17 protein-coding genes are annotated in these 19,114 nt (G+C 57.3%); 4 read left to right on the forward strand and 13 right to left on the reverse strand.

The genetic code is table 11. The features are described from left to right. Positions 1-5 precede the first annotated feature (5 nt). Entirely contained in the window at positions 6-293 is a 288-nt protein-coding gene (locus L8V01_RS01460) for a YciI family protein (protein ID WP_269945388.1), read from the forward strand. Here the strand turns inward: L8V01_RS01460 and L8V01_RS01465 are convergent. The 7 genes from L8V01_RS01465 to dapB form a co-directional block, all read right to left on the reverse strand. After that, positions 290-1,411, reverse strand: a complete 1,122-nt coding sequence (locus L8V01_RS01465; protein WP_269945389.1) for a TerC family protein — start codon at positions 1,409-1,411, stop codon at positions 290-292. The genes L8V01_RS01460 and L8V01_RS01465 overlap by 4 nt on opposite strands. 169 nt (positions 1,412-1,580) lie before the next feature. After that, a complete protein-coding gene (locus L8V01_RS01470) occupies positions 1,581-4,883 on the reverse strand; it encodes an FtsK/SpoIIIE family DNA translocase (protein ID WP_269945890.1) in 3,303 nt (1,100 codons plus the stop codon). Positions 4,884-5,101: 218 nt separating this feature from the next. After that, positions 5,102-5,737, reverse strand: a complete 636-nt coding sequence (locus tag L8V01_RS01475) for a TIGR03085 family metal-binding protein (protein WP_269945390.1) — start codon at positions 5,735-5,737, stop codon at positions 5,102-5,104. A 58-nt stretch (positions 5,738-5,795) separates the two neighbouring features. Next, positions 5,796-7,946, reverse strand: coding sequence for a ribonuclease J (locus L8V01_RS01480; protein ID WP_269945391.1), 2,151 nt, complete (start codon positions 7,944-7,946; stop codon positions 5,796-5,798). Positions 7,947-7,948: 2 nt separating this feature from the next. Next, positions 7,949-8,857, reverse strand: coding sequence for a 4-hydroxy-tetrahydrodipicolinate synthase (dapA, locus tag L8V01_RS01485; RefSeq protein WP_269945392.1), 909 nt, complete (start codon positions 8,855-8,857; stop codon positions 7,949-7,951). A 56-nt stretch (positions 8,858-8,913) separates the two neighbouring features. Then, entirely contained in the window at positions 8,914-9,660 is a 747-nt protein-coding gene (gene thyX, locus L8V01_RS01490; protein ID WP_269945393.1) for an FAD-dependent thymidylate synthase, read from the reverse strand. Between the two features lie 3 nt (positions 9,661-9,663). After that, complete coding sequence (dapB, locus tag L8V01_RS01495) at positions 9,664-10,410, reverse strand: 4-hydroxy-tetrahydrodipicolinate reductase (protein WP_269945394.1); 747 nt, start codon at positions 10,408-10,410, stop codon at positions 9,664-9,666. A 136-nt stretch (positions 10,411-10,546) separates the two neighbouring features. Between dapB and L8V01_RS01500 the strand changes: the two genes are divergently transcribed. Both L8V01_RS01500 and L8V01_RS01505 read left to right on the forward strand, forming a co-directional pair. After that, entirely contained in the window at positions 10,547-10,936 is a 390-nt protein-coding gene (locus L8V01_RS01500; protein ID WP_269945395.1) for a VOC family protein, read from the forward strand. 119 nt (positions 10,937-11,055) lie between these two features. Beyond that, positions 11,056-11,763: an AMIN-like domain-containing (lipo)protein gene (locus tag L8V01_RS01505; protein WP_269945396.1), complete on the forward strand. Its 708-nt coding sequence runs from the start codon at positions 11,056-11,058 to the stop codon at positions 11,761-11,763. A 103-nt stretch (positions 11,764-11,866) separates the two neighbouring features. Here the strand turns inward: L8V01_RS01505 and L8V01_RS01510 are convergent, their stop codons facing one another. The 4 genes from L8V01_RS01510 to L8V01_RS01525 all read right to left on the reverse strand — a co-directional run bounded on the left by L8V01_RS01510 (position 11,867) and on the right by L8V01_RS01525 (position 16,651). Then, positions 11,867-14,113, reverse strand: coding sequence for a polyribonucleotide nucleotidyltransferase (locus L8V01_RS01510; protein ID WP_269945397.1), 2,247 nt, complete (start codon positions 14,111-14,113; stop codon positions 11,867-11,869). A 143-nt stretch (positions 14,114-14,256) separates the two neighbouring features. Further along, complete coding sequence (gene rpsO / locus L8V01_RS01515; protein ID WP_005278802.1) at positions 14,257-14,526, reverse strand: 30S ribosomal protein S15; 270 nt, start codon at positions 14,524-14,526, stop codon at positions 14,257-14,259. 139 nt (positions 14,527-14,665) lie between these two features. Further along, positions 14,666-15,628 carry a nucleoside hydrolase gene (locus tag L8V01_RS01520; RefSeq protein WP_269945398.1) on the reverse strand — a complete coding sequence of 321 codons (963 nt, stop codon included), beginning with the start codon at positions 15,626-15,628 and terminating at the stop codon, positions 14,666-14,668. Beyond that, complete coding sequence (locus L8V01_RS01525) at positions 15,629-16,651, reverse strand: bifunctional riboflavin kinase/FAD synthetase (protein ID WP_269945891.1); 1,023 nt, start codon at positions 16,649-16,651, stop codon at positions 15,629-15,631. Positions 16,652-16,674: 23 nt separating this feature from the next. On the opposite strand from L8V01_RS01525, the gene truB reads away from it, so the two are divergent. Continuing rightward, positions 16,675-17,568, forward strand: coding sequence for a tRNA pseudouridine(55) synthase TruB (truB, locus tag L8V01_RS01530; protein ID WP_269945399.1), 894 nt, complete (start codon positions 16,675-16,677; stop codon positions 17,566-17,568). Here the strand turns inward: truB and L8V01_RS01535 are convergent. Continuing rightward, positions 17,565-18,239 carry a 4'-phosphopantetheinyl transferase family protein gene (locus tag L8V01_RS01535; RefSeq protein WP_269945400.1) on the reverse strand — a complete coding sequence of 225 codons (675 nt, stop codon included), beginning with the start codon at positions 18,237-18,239 and terminating at the stop codon, positions 17,565-17,567. The genes truB and L8V01_RS01535 overlap by 4 nt on opposite strands. Then, on the reverse strand, positions 18,236-19,045 hold the full coding sequence (locus tag L8V01_RS01540) for a metallophosphoesterase family protein (RefSeq protein WP_269945401.1): 810 nt from the start codon (positions 19,043-19,045) through the stop codon (positions 18,236-18,238). The genes L8V01_RS01535 and L8V01_RS01540 overlap by 4 nt, the downstream gene beginning before the upstream one ends. Positions 19,046-19,114 lie beyond the last annotated feature (69 nt).

Here is a 19,114-nt window from a genome sequence, read left to right on the forward strand (position 1 = left end):
GAATCATGAAGTATTTTGCAGTTAGCTATGACTACAACCCCAAAAGCCCAGAGATTGCCAAGGCCCGCCCAGCGCACCGCGAATTTACCGCGCAGCTCTTTGAGGAGGGCACCATCATTGCCACTGGCCCATTGACGGATTCCAAGGGAGGAGCGCTTATCATCGTGGGGCTTGGCGACGACGCCGTGGTCGCCGATGCCATTGCCCTCATGGACAATGACCCCTTCTACCAGGCCGGCTGCATCACCGGCCGTAGCTTCCGCGAATGGAATCCGGTCAACGCCCACTTTTAGTGCGGCAGCTCTTCCTTGGGTAGGTCTTCGGCCTTGCCCAAGTAGTCGCCTTTCTTATTGCGGACGATCTTATTTCCTTCTTCGTCCCAATCGAAGTGATTGTGCGATACCGGTACTCCGCCTTGGTTTTCATCGCGCTTGTTTTTGATAACCGAGGCGATAACCGTAATAACCAGTACGCCCACAATCACAATGAGTGAGGTGATGGTGGAAAATTCTGGGATGGACTCCACGTTCTCGCCGCCGTTAACAAATGGCAGGTTATTCTCATGCAGCGCGTGGAACATTAGCTTTAGGCCAATAAAGCCCAAGATAATGCCCAAGCCATAGGGCAGGTACACCAAGCGATCCAGCAGACCATCAAGCAGGAAGTACATCTGGCGCAATCCCATCAGAGAGAAGGCATTGGTGGTAAAGACCAAGAACGCTTCTGACGTAATGCCGTAGATGGCTGGAATGGAGTCGAAGGCAAACATCACGTCGATGAGACCAATAGACACCAAGGCGATAAACAGCGGGGTGAACGCGAATTTACGCTTGCCCGAGGAATCTTCCACGCGGTGAGTAAGCCTATCGCCGTGGTAGCGCGGGGTGACGTGGACTACCTTGCGGATTAGCTTGATGATGCCCATGTCATTGGGATCGGTTTCGGGGGCGTCCCGAATCTCATCAACGACGAGCTTGATAGCCGTGTAGATGAGGAATATCGCGAAAAGGTAGAAGATATCGGACCACGCCGCGATGACCGCAGCACCCAAAAGGATGAACACTAGGCGGCATGCTAGAGCGATGACGATGCCGATGAGCAATACCTTTTGTTGGTACTTGCGCGGGATTTTGAAGGCGCCCATGATGAGCGCAAAGACAAAGAGGTTATCTACGGATAGCGCTTTTTCTGTTACGTAACCCGTGAGGTATTGGATGCCGTGTTCGTGGTCCCAAATGGCCCACACGCCGGCACCAAAAAGTAGAGCGATGCCGACGTAGAACAGCGTCCAGAACCCTGATTCTTTTAGCGTGGGTTCGTGCGGGGTGCGCACGTGGGAGAAGAAATCAAAAACAAAAAATCCAAGAATGGCGACGATGGAAATCGCCCAGATCCACAATGGCACATGCATTGGTACATCCCTCCGGTCGAAGATACAACAAAGTGACCGGAGGTCTCCCCCGCTCAGCTGCTGGAATGTAGCCGGGCCGACACGACCGGGAGCGTAACGCTTCCGTGCTGACGATCAATGCCGAAGGATGGGGTACTCCCCTCCAAGACGCGTCCAACTCTACACGATCTTAAAAGGCACCTGCCGAAGGGTTATACGTTGCCTGGACGGTTCGCGTGTCGCCGGCACCGCCCTGCGGGGAAGAATCGGAACTTGCAGAAGAGTCGGCGTCGGAAGTAGCGGCGGCTTCATCCTGCTCCTGCTGTTGCATCTCCTCCTGAATTTCCTTTGGCGCCTCGGCAGGATCAGCGCCCTTGATCATCCAAATGATCGTATCCAGCTCTTCTGGCTTTACCAGTACCTCACGGGCCTTGGAGCCTTCTGATGGGCCGACGACACCGCGGGATTCCATGAGGTCCATGAGGCGACCGGCCTTGGCAAAGCCAATACGGAGCTTGCGCTGGAGCATAGAAGTCGAGCCCAGCTGAGCGGTGACAACTAGCTCAACCGCCTCGAGGAGATCGTCCATATCCTTGCCGATTTCCTCGTCAATTTCCTTCTTGGCCTCAGTCTGCTTTTCCTCGGTCACGCCCTCGGTATAGTTTGGTGCAGCCTGCAACTTGGCGGCATCGACGACAGCCATAACCTCGTCATCGGAGACAAAGGCGCCTTGCATTCGCACTGGACGCTTGCCCTGCGGAATAAAGAGACCATCACCCATACCGATGAGCTTTTCAGCGCCACCTTGGTCCAAGATAACGCGCGAGTCGGTCAACGAGGACGTAGCGAAGGCAAGGCGGGATGGAACGTTGGTCTTGATCAAACCGGTCACAACGTCGACCGACGGACGCTGGGTCGCCAGAACGAGGTGAATACCAGCCGCACGCGCCTTTTGGGTAATGCGGACGATGGAGTCCTCAATTTCCTTCGGTGCGGTCATCATCAGGTCCGCCAGCTCGTCGACGACGCACACGATGTACGGGTACGGGCGAACCTCACGCTCGGAGCCTGCCGGCGCCTGGTATTCGCCAGAGACGACCTTGCGGTTATAGTCCTCAATCTTGCGTACGCGAGCAGCCTTCATATCCATGTAGCGCTGCTCCATCTCCTCCACCAGCCACTGCAGGGCTGCTGCCGCCTTCTTGGGCTGGGTGATGATAGGCGTAATCAGATGTGGAATGCCCTCGTACGGGGTAAGCTCCACCATCTTCGGGTCCACCAGGATAAGACGTACTTGCTCTGGGGTGGCTCGGGTGAGCAGCGAGACCAACATGGAGTTCACAAAAGCGGACTTACCGGAACCGGTGGCACCTGCAACCAGCAAGTGCGGCATCTTCTGTACCGAAAAAGAGGTGTATTCGCCCTCAATGTCCTTGCCCAAGCCAATAAGCATGGGATCCGGGGAACTGGTCATGCTCGGTGCGTCAAGCACCTCACGCAGGTGAACCATCTCGCGGTCTGGGTTGGGTACCTCAATACCTACTGCGGACTTGCCTGGAATCGGCGTCAACAAGCGGAGGTTATCCGTTGCGACAGCATAGGCAAGGTTCGACTGCAGGTTCGTAATCTTGGATACCTTAACGCCAGGCCCCAACTCGATTTCGTAACGGGTGACCGTGGGACCGCGGCTAAAGCCGGTTACCTGGGCATCTACCTTGAACTCTTCAAAGACATCAGTAATGGCCTCGATAATGCGGTCATTAATCTCGGTGCGCTCCTTGGCAGGAGTACCCGGGGTAAGCAGGTCAGTTGTGGGAACCGCGTAGTTCTCATTACCGAACTGGGCAGCAGGAGCGGGAGCCGCGGACGACTCCGAAGCCGCGGCTGAATCGCCCGCTGACTCGGCAGCATCCACCTGTGCGCCGGTCGTGGCGTCACGCCCAGAGCGCTCACGGAAGAGTTGGCGCGCCTTTTCGTGGGCAGACGAGACCGCATCAACACCACTTTCTACTGCGGAACCTGCAGCACCGGCTGCCGCTGCACCTGCCGCACCTGCGGCTCCTACGGAGGCAGATTTCGCTGCGCCACTTGCTGCACCCGCAACACCAGCAGCGCCGGCTGCAGCACCAGCGGCCGAGCCCATTATGGAGCCGCTGGCGGTGTCTGCTGCAGTATTCGAGTGAGCAGCGCCAGCGCTAGAGCGGCGGGTAGTGCCCAAAACTCGGGTCGGCTCTGGTTCCGCAGCAGATGGTTGAGCCGGAGCAGAAGCGGCGTCATTTACCACGGGAATCTCATCGGTATCGCCGATGTCGCGAGCGCTGGAGTCCTCGGCGACAGAGGAAACAGCCTGATACCCACCACGGGTGGGTGCGTTAAATGCTCGAGTTGCATTCTCTTGTTCGTCCCCGGCTGGGGACTCCACTGGATAGGAGGAACCGCGAGGAACGGGATCTTCATTGCGGCGTCGGAAAGCGCTGCGGCTCCCACCCCCATCCCGGCCGGAAGAGCGACGCTTGGTAGCAGGACGAGCCGGGCGCTCGCTACGCTCGCGTCCTTCCGCAATATCATCAATATCGCCGGTGACGTGGCCGTAGAGGTCATCGTCTCCGTCCTCATAATAATCCTCATCAGAACCACCAAACCGGGAGAAGGCAGCACTGATGGCCCCAGCTACTAGCTCATAGGCCTCGCGGATAGTAATACCCGTAACTAGCAAAGCGCCATAGATGATGACTAGGAAAAGCAGCGGTACCGCAACGAAGGAAGTAAAAGCCGTTTCCAAAAGACCGCCGATGGCGTAGCCGATGACGCCACCTGCACCACCGGCACTATCCGGAGTAAAGCCCAACTCCGGAGTTCCGGCAAAAATGTGAATCAGGCTGAGCATTGCTAGGACAATGATGCTGGTTCCACCTACGATGCGTGGTTTAAAGTGCCCCGCTGGCCCAGAAATATCCATCATCAGGGCGATCGCTAGAGCTACCAGCGCCACGGGGAGCACCCAGGCGCCGGCACCAATGACGTAGCGAACAAGATTGCCCACCCAAGCGCCTACCTGACCGGCAACGCCAAACCATACAGTTGCTGCAAGCACAATGGAAATGCCAATAAGTACGAGAGCAACCGCGTCAGGGTTTTTCACCTGGATTCCACGCGATTCTGACTCGCCGACTGCCATGTCAGCAACGTCCCCTTCCGCAGCTACATCGCGAGCGCGAGTAACCTTGTTCTTTTTCTTCTTCTCCCCGCGTGCAGAAATTTCTTCCGGCTCCCTCGTCATCTCGTACTGCTCAGTGTCATTTGCATCTTCGCTCGGCTTGAGGCCAGCAACACCATGGCTTACGTCGCGAGCCATGTTGCCCATGCCGCGGGCCGTGGCACCAAATGCGGCCCCCAAGCCCTTGCCGACGGCCCGGAACGCACTGCCCGTACGCTCCTGCGAGGTCGCCGCAGCGCGCCGATGCGAGGACGTCATAGCCAAGGTTTCCGGCATGCCAGCACCAGACTGGCTACGGCCGGATGGCCGTGAACGGTTCGACTTTCGGCGCGTACCGCGCGAAGAGGCATTTTTGACAGACATGCCTCTACTTTAACCCGGCAACCTCACAATTCACATTAACCACACGCGTTGCGCGATGCGTCTGGAGATGCTTTCCAACGGCAATCCTTCCCGGTGGGGCCGATAATCGGCAGCCAACGCATAAATCAACCCTAAAGGGTTGACTTTGTTATTGCTGCTACATCTCCCTCGAGGGAAACTTCAGCAGCATCGCGCCCGAAGCACCAGAGGAGAAGTTCCCCAATCTCTCCGGTAACGCGGACCACAGCATCGCCCTTTTCTGCTACCTCGTGTTTATCCGCTGCCACAATTCGCGGCAGGCCTTCCGGCTGCAGAATCACTGGACGATCAGACTTGCGCAACGTCGCTTTAGCCAAGAGTTTTAGGTAGCCATGCATCTGCTGTTGAATCCGTGCCGAAAAGTCACGCGGCCCCTTGCCATTAGCTCGGCGAATGTCTTCATGGTGGACAAAGTGCTCCACAAGGTTCTGCTGTGCATCTACGAACCGAACCGGGCTATAAGAGGCCGGTCCCCTCCCCCAGTCATCTACAAGCTCATCGAAGTCTCGCGCCGCGACCTTTCGTGATTGCTTCTCGAGGTGGCCGGAAAATGCGTTCAAGAAGATTCCGGCGGCCGCATCCGGGCGATTCTCCCGCACCCACAGATGTACGGCAAGGTCACGAGTAGTCCAACCCTCACACAAGGTTGGGGCGTCGGGGCCAAGCTTATGAAATAGCGCTACCATCTTGGCACGCTCAGCCGAAGAAAAAGACATAAGCCCCAGCATACCGATTTAGCTGGCATGCTGGGGCTTCGTCTCACTTAGTGTGAGGCTACCTCGCTAGTTACAGGGACTCACGAGAGGCATCAACGTCCTCATCATCGGTGACCAAAGGTCCGGAGTTGGTCGGCACAATGGTCGGCAAGATGACTGGTTCGCGCTTGTACTTCGAATCCATGAGCTTGGCGACCTTGCGGCGCAGCTTCTGCACCATGCGGTAGGTATCATTCTCGCCCTCTGCGGCCAGATCGTTCATGGTGTTTTCCACCATCTCCGCAACCTCCGGCACGATGCCGCGGTCATCATCGGAGAATCCCGTGGTAGATACCGTTGGATGCTCTAGCAGGCGCGAGGTGCGGTTATCAATCACACAGGTGATAGATACTACGCCGCCGGTTCCCAGGTTGGTACGGTCAGCCAAGGTATCCGCATCCACATCGCCCATAGAAACGCCATCAACGTACAGGTTGCCCACCTGCATCTGACCAACAACCTGGGCGCGACCCTTGCGCAGGTCTACGACAACGCCATTTTGTGCCAGCACCGTACGGTCGCGGTCCACACCGGTGGAGATGGCCAATTCCTTATTGGCGCGTAGGTGACGCCATTCGCCGTGGACAGGCATGGCGTTGAGCGGACGTGCGGCGTTGTACAGGAAGAGCAGCTCGCCGGCATAACCGTGGCCGGAAGCGTGCACCTTTACGTCCTGGTTAGTAATGACGTTGGCACCGATCTGGGACAGCATATTGATGACGCCGTAGACGGCTTCCTCGTTGCCCGGAATGAGCGAGGAGGAGAAGATAATGGTATCTCCATCGCGCACGGTGATCTGACGATGCTCACGGCGCGCCATGCGGGACAAGGCGGCCATCGGCTCACCCTGTGTTCCGGTGGTAATCAGCATGGTCTTGTGCGGAGCCATCTTGGCAGCCTCATCGATGGGGATGATCGTGCCGCGTGGGACCTTCAAGAAGCCCATCTTTTCCGCGATTTCCATGTTGCGCATCATCGAGCGGCCATTAAAAGCCACCTTGCGGCCGTTTGCCACAGCAGCGTCGATGGCGGCCTGAACGCGGTAGACGTTGGAGGCGAAAGAAGCCAAGATTACGCGCTGCTTAGCGCCAGCTACAAGGCGCTTGAAGTTGGCCGGAATGTCACCTTCGGAGGCAGATACACCAGGCACAGTGGCATTCGTGGAATCGCACAGCATGAGGTCAACGCCCTCGTCACCATAACGGGACAATGCCGGCAAATCTGTCGGGCGGTTATCCAGCGGGGTCTGATCCAGCTTGATATCACCGGTATGAATGATATTGCCGGCAGGCGTGCCCAACATGATGCCCAAAGCATCCGGCACCGAGTGGTTTACTGCCCAGAAGCGGACGCGGAATGGTCCGTATGTTACGTCGGATTTTTCATTAACCTCGACGAACTTCGGCTTTTGGCGGTGCTCCTTACACTTCGCAGCAATCAACGCGATAGTGAAACGAGAGGCAACGATCGGGATATCCGGGCGCAGCTTGAGCAGCCATGGGATAGCACCAATGTGATCCTCGTGAGCGTGAGTAACAACGAGAGCCTTGACCTTGTGGATCTTTTTTTCGATCGGGCCGAAGTCCGGCAGGATGAGGTCCACGCCTGGCTCCCCGGAGGACGGGAAAAGCACGCCACAGTCGATGATGATGAGGTCATCACCGTACTCAAAGACCGTCATATTTCGGCCGATCTCCGAGATACCGCCCAAAGCATAGATGCGCAAGGCATCCTTCGGCTGCTTTGGCGGTTCTGGCAGGCGCTTGGTCAGATCCGCGCCCTGCATGGATTTGGGCACATTGCGGCGGCCACGATTATTACGGCCGCGGCCCTTGCCATTTCCGTTCTTACCGTTGCCATTCTTATTATTTCCACCGTGGTGATTGTTCCCACCGTGGTTGTTGCCATTGCCGTTGCCATTTCCACCACGGCCACGGCCGCGGCTGCCACGGGAACGGGAGCGGCGGTTGTTGCCGCCACCATCGTAGTGGTTATCGGAAGAGTTCTTCTTGCCAGAGTTGTCCTTTTCGCCCTGTGCGGAATTATCAGAGGTCGAATTGCCAGCATCGCTCGCTGGTGCTTGGAAAACTGGCGAAGCCGCCTCGTTGGAGGCGGTTTCGTTTTCCGCCGGTGGGCCCGCCTTGCGGGTCACCTTGCGGGAACGGTTACGGGGTTCATTCATTCTTAGAGGACTCCAGATTGTTCCAGATCACGGCGAAGTACCTCGCGTTCCTCTTCGCTCGCGGCGGTTACGGGAAGACGGGTATCGCCAACTTCGATGCCCTGCAGGCGCAGGGCTTCCTTTGCAAATGTCGCTCCGCCCAACCGTGCCTGTGCATGGGTAAGCGGAAGAAGCGTAGTGACGTTGATTTCTCGGGCGCGAGCCATATCACCCGCGTCGAATGCTTCATAAAGTTCTGCCAAGGCACGCGGTGCAACATGGCCGATGACGGAAATGAAACCAGAGGCGCCGAGGGAAAGCCACGGCAGGTTAATTGGGTCGTCACCGGAATACCAGGCCAAACCGGTTTCTTGGATGAGTTCTGCTGCCGCAGGAAGGTCGCCCTTAGCGTCCTTCACGGCTTGGATGTTCGGCAAATCCGCAAGGCGGCGGAGAGTATCCGGCGCTACTGGGATGCCCGAGCGGCCAGGGATGTCATAGACACAGATCGGTAGATCCGTGGCCTGAGCAATCGCTGCAAAGTGCTCGTAAACGCCCTGTTGAGAAGGCTTTGAGTAGTAAGGAGTAACCACCAAAAGACTATCGGCGCCCGCCTCAGCGGTAGCCTTAGCCAATTTAATGGAGGCAGCGGTGTCATTCGTTCCGGCACCGGCACAAAGCTTTGCGCGGTCTCCTACTTCTTCCTTTACGGCTTTGAGCAGCTCCAGCTTCTCTTCTACCGACGTTGTCGGTGACTCGCCCGTGGTTCCACCAAGGATGAGCGAATCAACGCCATTGTCAACGAGATGAGCTGCTAGGCGACGACCTGCGGCAACGTCCAGTGCACCGTCACGATCAAAAGGGGTGACCATGGCGACACCGATGCGCCCAAAGGTGTCGACGCCAGTCTTTGCTGTCATACCTGTGCTCATAGCCGTCAAGATTACCCTTTTGGCTACCTTTTAGCCGCATCGGGGTACCGCGCGTGTTAGGCGTAGGGGCTTGCTGCCATCTGCGTGCCGTCGGCAAGCGTGGTGATATTAAAGTCATCAAAGAGAACGGGGGCGGTACCTTGCAGCAATTTTAGGCACTCCACCGCTACGTGGCGCAGCTCTTCGTCGGCCTGCTCAGCCGCACGGGCACCGATAAAGTGCCGCCACGCGCGATAGTTGCCAGTGACAATGATGCGGGTCTCTGTTGCATTGGGAAGCACCGCACGAGCCGCCTGACGGGCCTGCTTTTTACGCAGGAGCGCGTTCGGCTCATCTAGTTTCTCCTCAAGCGCATCGAGCAGCTCATCGTAGACAAAACGCGTCTCATCGACGGCCTGCATTACCAATCGGCTGAGCTGTTCGTCCTCCGTAACCAGTTTGGGAAGAACCACTTCAGTTTCGTCTGGGTGGACAAAACGCTGTGAGAGCTGCGAGAAAGAAAAATGCCGGTGCCGCACGAGCTCATGGCTAGCCGAGCGTGACAGGCCTTTAATGTACATCGTGGCTGTGGCATGTTCTAGCAGCGCGGTGTGGCCTACCTCCATGATGTGATGCAGGTAGGCTTCATTCGTTGCTGTGCGTGGGTTCGGTTTATCAAAAGACTCGTAGCACGCCCTTCCCGCAAACTCGACGAGCGCTTCCCCATCGGAAGCCGAGTCATCCGCGCGCCAGTCCACTCCCTTGGGAGCATGAAACTGTGTTGCGGCAATGAGCTGAATATCTAGCTCACTTGCTTTAGCCATAGCTTAGAGCCCCAGGTACTTGTCTAGGCCTACGACCAGACCCGGGTGATCCGCGATCTGGCGCACGCCCACGAGTACGCCGGGGGTGAAAGACGCACGGTCATAGGAATCCTGGCGGATGGTCAGTGACTGGCCTTGGGCACCAAAGATGACTTCTTCGTGCGCCACCATGCCACGGGTACGTACCGCGTGTACCGGAATGCCGTCGACAGTGGCACCGCGCGCACCGTCAAGCTGCTTTTCCGTGGCATCAGGCATTTCACCTAGGCCAGCCTCCTTGCGCGCAGCGGCAATACCTTCTGCGGTATGGATAGCCGTGCCGGACGGGGCATCCAACTTAGTCGGGTGGTGGAATTCGATTACCTCTGCGGTTTCGAAGAACTTAGCGGCCTGCTTGGCCAGCACCATCGTGAGTACGGCAGAGATGGCGAAGTTCGGAGCAATAAGCACGTTGCCGGCTCCGTCTTGCTTGGTCCACTCCTCCACCTGCGCTAGGCGTTCCTTATCAAAGCCGGTAGTACCCACGACGCAGTGGATGCCATTGGCAATGCAGAACTCAAGGTTGCCCATCACGGAATCCGGCTGAGTAAAGTCCACAATGACCTCCGCGTGGGCGTCGACAAGCTGCTGCAGATCATCACCTCGATCAATTTCTGCTACCAGCTCGAGATCATCTTCTGCGTTAACGCCTTCAACAATTGCCTGGCCTACGCGTCCATGTGCTCCTAATACGCCAACCTTAATAGCCATGGTGGATTCTCCTTCTTCCGCAAAATCGGTAGTGCTTTCCCCATCCTAACGCGCATAGGAACCACGCAATTCCTAGCCTGCCGGAAAGTACCTGCGGCCTTCGACGGTGCGCTGCGTTCTCACTAGGATGGTGAGCATGCAGATATATATTGCTTCCGTTCCCGTCGATGATGTTGCACGCGCCCACGATTTTTACGTCAACACCCTCGGATTTCGCGTCAAGGACGACGTGACCAATGGTGATTTCTGCTGGCTCACCGTCACTAATGCCGAAGGCGAAGGAAATACCGAACTCCTCTTGGAACCTAAGGGCCATCCCGCCGCAAAAGACTATGCCGCAGCTCTAAAAGCCAATGGAATTCCGGCCACCCAATTCCTTTCTACCGACGTAGAAAAAGAGTATAAGGAGCTTATCGACAAAGGCGTGCGCTTTACTATGGAGCCTACCGATGTTGGCCCCTCTATCATTGCGGTCTTCGACGACACCGTGGGAAACCTCATTCAACTTGTCCAACTGAAGAAGTAGCTGCACCCTCACTGCGAGAGATACTGCACCCCATCAGTTAACAATTGCATCACTTCTTAATCCGCGTCCCATCCACCCCAGTAGAATGGGGTTACAACGCGGTAGCAACCAAGGAAGTGATGAATATTCCTCGCTCTAACATCTCTCGCATAATTGCCGTGGTCTCCAGCGCAGGATGCGCACTAGCACTCGCAGCTTGTGCCAATGAGGGTAGTGAACGGGAAGACGCGCCTGCATTTGATGAAGCGCAGTCCACTACCGAGCACTCGGCTGCTCTGACAAGCTCTGCTGCACCCACGACTTCCTCTTCCGGCCCGCAGAGCACTTCAGCTGCCCACGAAAAGCAGCAGAAACTTCCACATAGCCCAGCCCCAGCCGCCTTTGCCGGCATGGGCACCGCCTCACTGGAGGATCAGCAGCACATGCCGCAAGGAGGAGGAAACCTCGTCCCAACCGGTGTGCGGGTAGGCGCTCATGATGGGTTTACCCGAGTCGTTATCGACTTGGATGGAGAGGGCGCACCGGGGTGGTTTACCTCCTTTACCGATAGGCCTGTACAGCAGGCTTCCGGCAAGGCAGTCGAGGTTCAAGGAAATGCCTTCCTCAACCTGGGTATCGAGGGGACCCCGTGGCCTTCTACCCCTGAACTAAAGGAAAAGTTCATGGAGCCAGGGGCCACGCCTGGCGCCGGGGTAGTTAGCGAAGTCAACTACACCACAACTTTTGAGGCACAAACGCAGCTCATCATCGGATTAGAGAAAAAGACTCTCTACTCTGTGACCTACCTCCAAGACCCCTCACGCTTAGTAATCGATTTCCAAAACTAAACCTCTCAGAAACTCTCCATAAACAGCGTCAGCGCTAAAAAGGGCCTTGCTCGCCAGCAGAGGAGCTGGCGAGCAAGGCCCTTTTCTTGGGGGCGCCTAAGATTTAGTCTTCGACCGGAACCAGGGAGATCTTGCCGCGGTTATCAATATCCGCGATTTCTACTTGGACCTTATCGCCCACGTTGATGACATCTTCCACCTTTTCGATGCGCTCATCCCCACCCAAGTTGGAGATGTGGATCAGGCCATCGCGGCCTGGGGTAAGGGACACAAACGCGCCGAATGGGACGGTCTTTACCACGGTGCCCAAGAAGCGCTCCCCTACCTTCGGCAGCTGTGGGTTAGCAATGGAGTTGACCTTATCGATGGCAGCATCGGCGGCTTCACCAGTAGCGGCGGAAACATAGACGGTACCGTCGTCTTCAATGGAGACTTCTGCCCCGGTTTCCTCGGTGATTTGGTTGATGGTCTTGCCCTTTGGCCCGATGAGCTCACCGATCTTATTAACCGGGATCTTCACTGAAGTAATCTTCGGGGCCAGGCCGGACATCTCATCCGGGGTATCGATGACCTCAGCCATGGTCTCCAGGATGGTAGAGCGAGCATCGCGAGCCTGCTCCAGGGCCTGGGCCAAAACCTTAGACGGGATGCCGTCCAGCTTGGTGTCCAGCTGCAAAGCGGTGATGTACTCAGAGGTGCCTGCAACCTTGAAGTCCATATCGCCAAAGGCGTCCTCGGCGCCGAGGATATCGGTGAGGGCAACGAACTTTTCCTTGCCGTTTACCTCGCCGGAAACCAAGCCCATGGCAATGCCGGCTACCGGTGCTTTGAGCGGAACACCGGCGTTGTACAAGGACAAGGTGGAAGCGCACACGGAGCCCATGGAGGTCGAGCCGTTGGAGCCCAGTGCCTCAGAGACCTGGCGGATGGCGTATGGGAAATCTTCACGGGATGGGATGACCGGAAGCAGCGCACGCTCGGCCAAGGCACCGTGGCCGATTTCGCGGCGCTTCGGGGAGCCCACGCGGCCGGTCTCACCGGTGGAGAACGGCGGGAAGTTGTAGTGGTGCATGTAGCGCTTGGATTCCACTGGGGTCAAAGAATCGATCTGCTGCTCCATCTTGAGCATGTCCAAGGTGGTCACGCCCAGAATCTGGGTCTCGCCTCGCTCAAACAAGGACGAACCATGCGCACGCGGTACTAGGTCCACCTCAACGGAAAGATCACGGATATCGGTAACGCCGCGGCCATCAATGCGGAAGCCTTCAGAAAGAATCTTCTGGCGCACGATCTGTTTCATTAACGCGTTATATGCGCTACGGATCTGCTTGGAGGCATCGGCCTCATCGAGATCCTCGAACTGGTCCAAGAGCTTATCTTCAACCTGCTCCATGTAGTCATTGGTGGCGTCGTCGCGCTCTTGCTTGCCTGGAATGGTCAACAGCTTTTCTAGCTTCTTGGTAGCTGCCTTTTCCACTGCCTCAAAGACGTCATCGCCATATGTAGGGAAGAGTGGGAACTCCTGAGTTTCCTTGGCAGCGCGCTCAGCTAGGCCGTTCTGGGCCTCGCACAGGGTTTTGATGAATGGCTTGGCTGCTTCCAAGCCCTCGGCCACAGCAGCCTCCTGCGGTGCGGGAGCGCCGTCAGCAATGCGCTCAGCGACGTTAGTTCCAGCGCCGGCCTCCACCATCATGATGGCTACATCGTCCTTGCGGCCCTTCTTAACGATGCGGCCGGCGACAACCATCTCAAAGAGTGCACGCTCGTGCTGCTCGTGGTTCGGAAAAGCCACCCACTGGCCTTCTGGGTGCTTATCGTCTGCGATGAGCGCCATGCGGACACCGCCAACTGCGCCGGAGACCGGCAAACCAGATAGCTGGGTGGCGGCTGAGGCACCGTTGATAGCAACGACGTCGTAGTACTCTTCCGGATCCTGGGACATCACGGTGACTACGACCTGGACCTCGTTGCGCAAACCCTTGACAAAGGTCGGGCGCAGCGGGCGATCGATAAGGCGGCACGCCAAAATAGCCTCGGAGGAAGGACGGCCCTCGCGGCGGAAAAAGGAGCCCGGGATCTTGCCAGCGGCATACATACGCTCTTCCACATCCACGGTCAGAGGGAAGAAGTCGAATCCCTCGCGCGGCTGATTGGACGCGGTGGTCGTGGCCAGCAGCATGGTGTCATCATCCAAGTACGTGGTCACGGAACCATCTGCCTGGCGTGCCAGCTGGCCGGTTTCAAAGCGCAGGGTGCGGGTACCAAAGTCACCATTATCCAAGGTGGCAATGGCCTCGGTAATACCAAAATCCTCGTCAATATTGAACTCGACGGAGTTCTGAACGCTCATTAAAAAATGTCTCCTTGAGTGGTTTAGGCGATCGTCGGTGCCGCCTGATCGATTTTGTCTATGACAACGGTGTCAAATTCTAACAGAAAAACCACAAAAGCCCCGCCAAAAGGCGGGGCAAGGTGGCCGAAGCTGGGCCGAAATTAGCGGCGCAGACCCAGGCGAGAAATCAGATCACGGTAGCGATCGACGTTGTTCTCAGCCAGGTACTTCAGCAGGCCACGACGGCGACCAACCATCAGCAGCAGACCACGGCGGGAGTGGTGATCGTGCTTATGGAACTTCAGGTGCTCGGTCAAAGTATTGATGCGGGAGGTCAGCAGGGCAACCTGTGCCTCAGGGGAACCGGTATCGGTTTCGTGCAGGCCGTACTCCTTGAGGATTTCGGCCTTCTTCTCAGTGGTCAATGCCATGAGTATTTCTCCTTTATTTCAGTCCACATTATCGTGACGCATAAGCCAGCGCGATGCACTTTGCTTGTGCGTGCCGCAACTGCTGTGAACCGCAGTCGCTAAGCCAAAGAAACACCTTACAGCGCTTGGACAGAGAAAATCAAAACCGCTTGGGCCGCAAGACGGGCTTATAAAGGTCTCCGAATAGCTTCTCGAGGCTTTCCACAAACTCACGCACAAAGCGCTCACTATCCACTTCGACGGCCACCCGTGCAGTTGGTGGGGCATCCAGGCGCGTTTCATCCGCGATCGTCCGGCCGCGGGTGGGGCCGGTGGTGTCGGTTTTGAGGTTTATCGAAAGGACGTCGACAAGCGAGGCATCTGCTGCTACCGCAACGGCTAATGGGTCGTGCAGACCGCAACCGCCCAAGTGCGGCGAGGTGGTGGCGTAGGCGCGGATATAGTAATCCACCATGTCCGCGAAGATGCGGCCGGCGTGGGTACCTGTAGCGCGCCAACGGGCGGATTCCGCCGTGGTCAGCAGCGTGCGTAAGGTGACGTCCAAGCCCACCATGGTGGTGTCATGGGTGTGCCGGAAGAGGTAATCGGTAGCTTCCGGATCTTGGGAGATATTGGCCTCGGACCACGGCGTGACGTTGCCGGGCACCGTGAGGGCTCCGCCCATCATCACTAGGTGCGAGTTCGCGGCAAAAGAGGGGTTTTGCTGCATGGCGGCAGCAATCGTCGTGGAAGGGCCGGTCGGAATGATAACCAAGTCATCGCCGTGCTCATGCACGGCTTGGATGAGGAACTCGGCCGCGGGTTGCGACTGCGCCTGCGTGGTTGCCGGCGGCAAAAGGACTTCTCCCACGCCGTTGTGGCCATGGATAAAGGAGGAAATATCGCTCGGCCGGAAACCATCCGGGCTAGGGCCGGCAAGGACCGGAATATTGTTTTTGCCCAGCAGCTCTAGAAGGGCCAGCGTATTGCGCACGGCCAACGGCACGGTCACGTTGCCGTAGGTACAAGTCACACCGATTAATTCCAGGTTCGGATGGGCTATGGCATACGCCAGCGCTAAGGCATCATCAATGCCGGTATCAAGATCGAGGATCGCCTTCATTTATTTCTCCCGCAGGAAGTAGTCTTTTGCAGTCCAGCCCTGCGCCTTGGCATCGGCGGCAAGCACTTGGCGGGCCTTGGCTACGTCATTGGCCATCGCTTCCAGCAGCTCATCTACGGAATTGAACTTCACCATATCGCGAAGGTGGCCCACAAAATACACCGTAGCCTCGTAGCCATAAAGGTCAGCATCGCGGTCAAGTACGAAGGATTCGATGGAGCGTTCCTCGTCGCCGAAGGTGGGGTTGGTGCCCACGGAAATAGCAGCCGCGTAGGCCACGCCGGGGCGCATATCGCCGTCGATGGACGAGTCTGAATGAACAACGAACCAGCCTGCGTAAACACCATCAGCGGGGATTGCCACCGTATCCGGGAAATATTGGTTGGCGGTGGGGAATCCAAGCTCCTTTCCCCCACGTCCTGCACCCCGCACTACGGGCCCAGTCACGGTGAAATGGCGGCCCAGCGCCCAATTGGCTGCTTCAATCTCGCCCTGGGCTAGGCACTCACGGATATGGGTAGAACAAATGCGTACCCCTTTGTCATTGAGCAGCGGGACAATCTCGACACTAAAACCGAATTCAGCACCGTAGTCTCGCATCGCCTGGGCGGTACCAGCCGCACCGGCACCAAAAGTAAAGTTCTCCCCTACCACGATGTGTTGGGCATTGAGCTTTCCCAGCAGTAAATCTTCTACATAAGGACGCGGCTCTACACCGGCAAGGTCCCGGGTGAAGTCAATAACGAGTACGGCTTCAATGCCCATCTCTTCGGCCAATTCCAGCCGGCGCTCAAAGCTCAGAACCGCCTGTGGGGCTCGCTCCGGTAGGAATACTGACACCGGGTGCGGGTCAAAGGTCACCATTACTGGGCGCTGGTCATTGGCGTGTGCGTGCTTCACACAAGCCGAAATGAGCTGCTGATGGCCGCGGTGCAGGCCATCGAAGACGCCTATGGTTATTGACGTTGGGCCCACTTCCGCGGGGATGTCATCGATTCCGTACCAAATATCCACGCAGACTATCGTAGAGCATAGACTTAGGGGCTATGACTGATGCGCTCGCAAACTCCGGACTCGTCATCGTAGACAAACCCGCCGGCATGACCTCCCACGACGTTGTCGGCCGCCTACGCAGGTACTTTCACACCAAGAAGGTTGGCCACGCTGGCACCCTGGATCCCATGGCAACTGGCGTGCTCGTCCTTGGCCTAGAGCGTGGCACCAAATTCTTGGCCCATATGGTTGCCTCCACTAAGTCTTACGACGCCACTATCCGGCTCGGGGCTGCCACGACCACCGATGACGCCGAAGGCGATCACAGCTGGGGCGCTAGTGCTGCGTCCATCGACAGCTCCGCCATCGAGGCAGAGATTGGCAAGCTCACTGGCGATATTATGCAAAAGCCCGCGGCCGTTTCGGCCATCAAGATTAATGGACGCCGTGCCCACGAACTCGTGCGCGAGGGCCAGGAGGTCGATATCCCTGCCCGCCCAGTCACGGTAGATAGGTTCGCGATTGTAGAAGAGCGCCGGGTGGGCGACTACATCGACGTAGACGTTACGGTCGATTGTTCTTCTGGCACCTATATCCGCTCCTTGGCCCGCGATTTGGGCGAAGCCCTGCAAGTAGGCGGGCACCTTACCGCCTTGCGGCGCACCGAGGTGGGCCCATTTGCACTTGCCGACGCCCTCTCGCTCGAGGCCCTAGCCGATTCCCCGCGACTTTCCCTCAGTTTGGACGAAGCTTTGGCTCGTTGTTTTCCGGTTCTAGCTGTAACAGAGGAAGAGGCGAGCGCCTTGTCCATGGGCAAGTGGCTTGAGCCTCGCGGTTTAAAGGGAGTACACGCCGCCGTGGCGCCGAATGGCCAAGCGGTGGCGCTCATTAAGGAAAAAGGCAAGCGCCTGGCCACCGTCTTTGTAGCACGACCTTCTACCCTTTAGCGGCTGAAGTCTAGGGCCGGAACCGTCGTGGAGACGATGACATAACCATCCCGGATTAGCCAGCGCCCGGTAATAAACGGCACTGGTGTGGGCCGAGCCAAAATATAGGAAATAAGGGTGCCGTCTTCGCGCAGGTCAATTTCTGCTTGGTCAAAATCGAGCCAGCGAAAGGTCATGGGAAACCACGCCTTGTACGTTGCTTCTTTAGCGCAGAAAAGCAACCGGTCCGGACAGTTAATCCCCGCCTCACGCAGGCGCATCAGCTGGGGCATCTCCCCTGCCCGGGCAATCATGGTGAGCACATGATCCGGCAGTGGCTCGGCGGGTTCCGCGTCTAAGCCCACCGATTTCATGGCATCAGTAGGCGCGACCACAGCGGCGCGCATGCCATCGGTATGCGTCATCGATCCTACGAACCCCTCTGGCCACAGCGGCATTCCGCGCTCTCCGCGCAAAATCGGCGTGGCCGGGTCGGCTCCTAGTTCCTGCAAGGCGCGGTGCGCGCACCACCTGGCATCACCAAACTCCGCTTTGCGCACATCGACTGCTTGGGAAACGAGAGACTTTTCCTCGGCCGCGAGGTCTTCAAAGTTCGCAAGATCCGCATAGCTCGGGTCCGTGCGCACATAGCAATACCGAGCGGATTCCGGGAATAACTCCGAAAAAATCATCTCGCCTCCTCTTCATAGGAATGCAGTACCGGATACGGCCACACCTGCACGCTGTCGCGGCCTTGCCACTCTCGCGGATATCCCAAAGAGGCTTCAATATGGTCAACGCCATCCACATTCATCCGTGACGGCATGTGTAAATGCCCATAAATGACTGCCTGTGCGTTATATCGCCGCGGCCACGAGCGCGTATGCCGCGTCCCGCACCACAGTGCAATCTCTGGAAAGCGCAGCAGCATCGTCGGCTCTTGTACTAATGGCCAATGGTTGACCAACACCGTGGGGCCGTGCACTCGGGAGAGGCGTTTGATGGAGTAAGCCAACCTATCCCAACACCACGCCCGAACATCTACAAAGGGTGCAATAGCGAATTCATCCGTCATCATTAGCTGCTTGGCACGCGCGGCTTCAATGGCTTGATCCACAGTGAGATCATGTGCCCGGAAGCTATAGTCATACAGGGTAAAAAGCGGAACGATCGTGGTTCCATGGAATACCGGATATGGGTCTTCAGGAGTAATAACCCCGATTTCTCGGCACCTAGCTACTAGGTAGTCATACTTTTCGCGTCCTTGGTAGCGGTCCTGCGAGCGGGAGAATAGCTCGTGATTGCCAGGCACCCAGATGACCTTGGCATAGTGATCATTGAGCTGACGCAAGATGCGAATTATAAGATCTGTACGCTCGGCTACGTCTCCGGCTACGATGAGCCAATCCCCCGGATCCGAGGGCGCGAGCTGATTAATTCGTTCACTATTGGCGCTGACCGCGCCATGCAGGTCAGAAACCGCCCACACTGTTGGCATAGATTCTCACCCGCCTTCCTCAAATCTGCGCACGGCACGCAGGCGTGCTTCACGCAGGAATATCAACAC

Source organism: Corynebacterium curieae, assembly GCF_027570035.1.
Taxonomy (GTDB): Bacteria; Actinomycetota; Actinomycetes; order Mycobacteriales; family Mycobacteriaceae; genus Corynebacterium; species Corynebacterium curieae.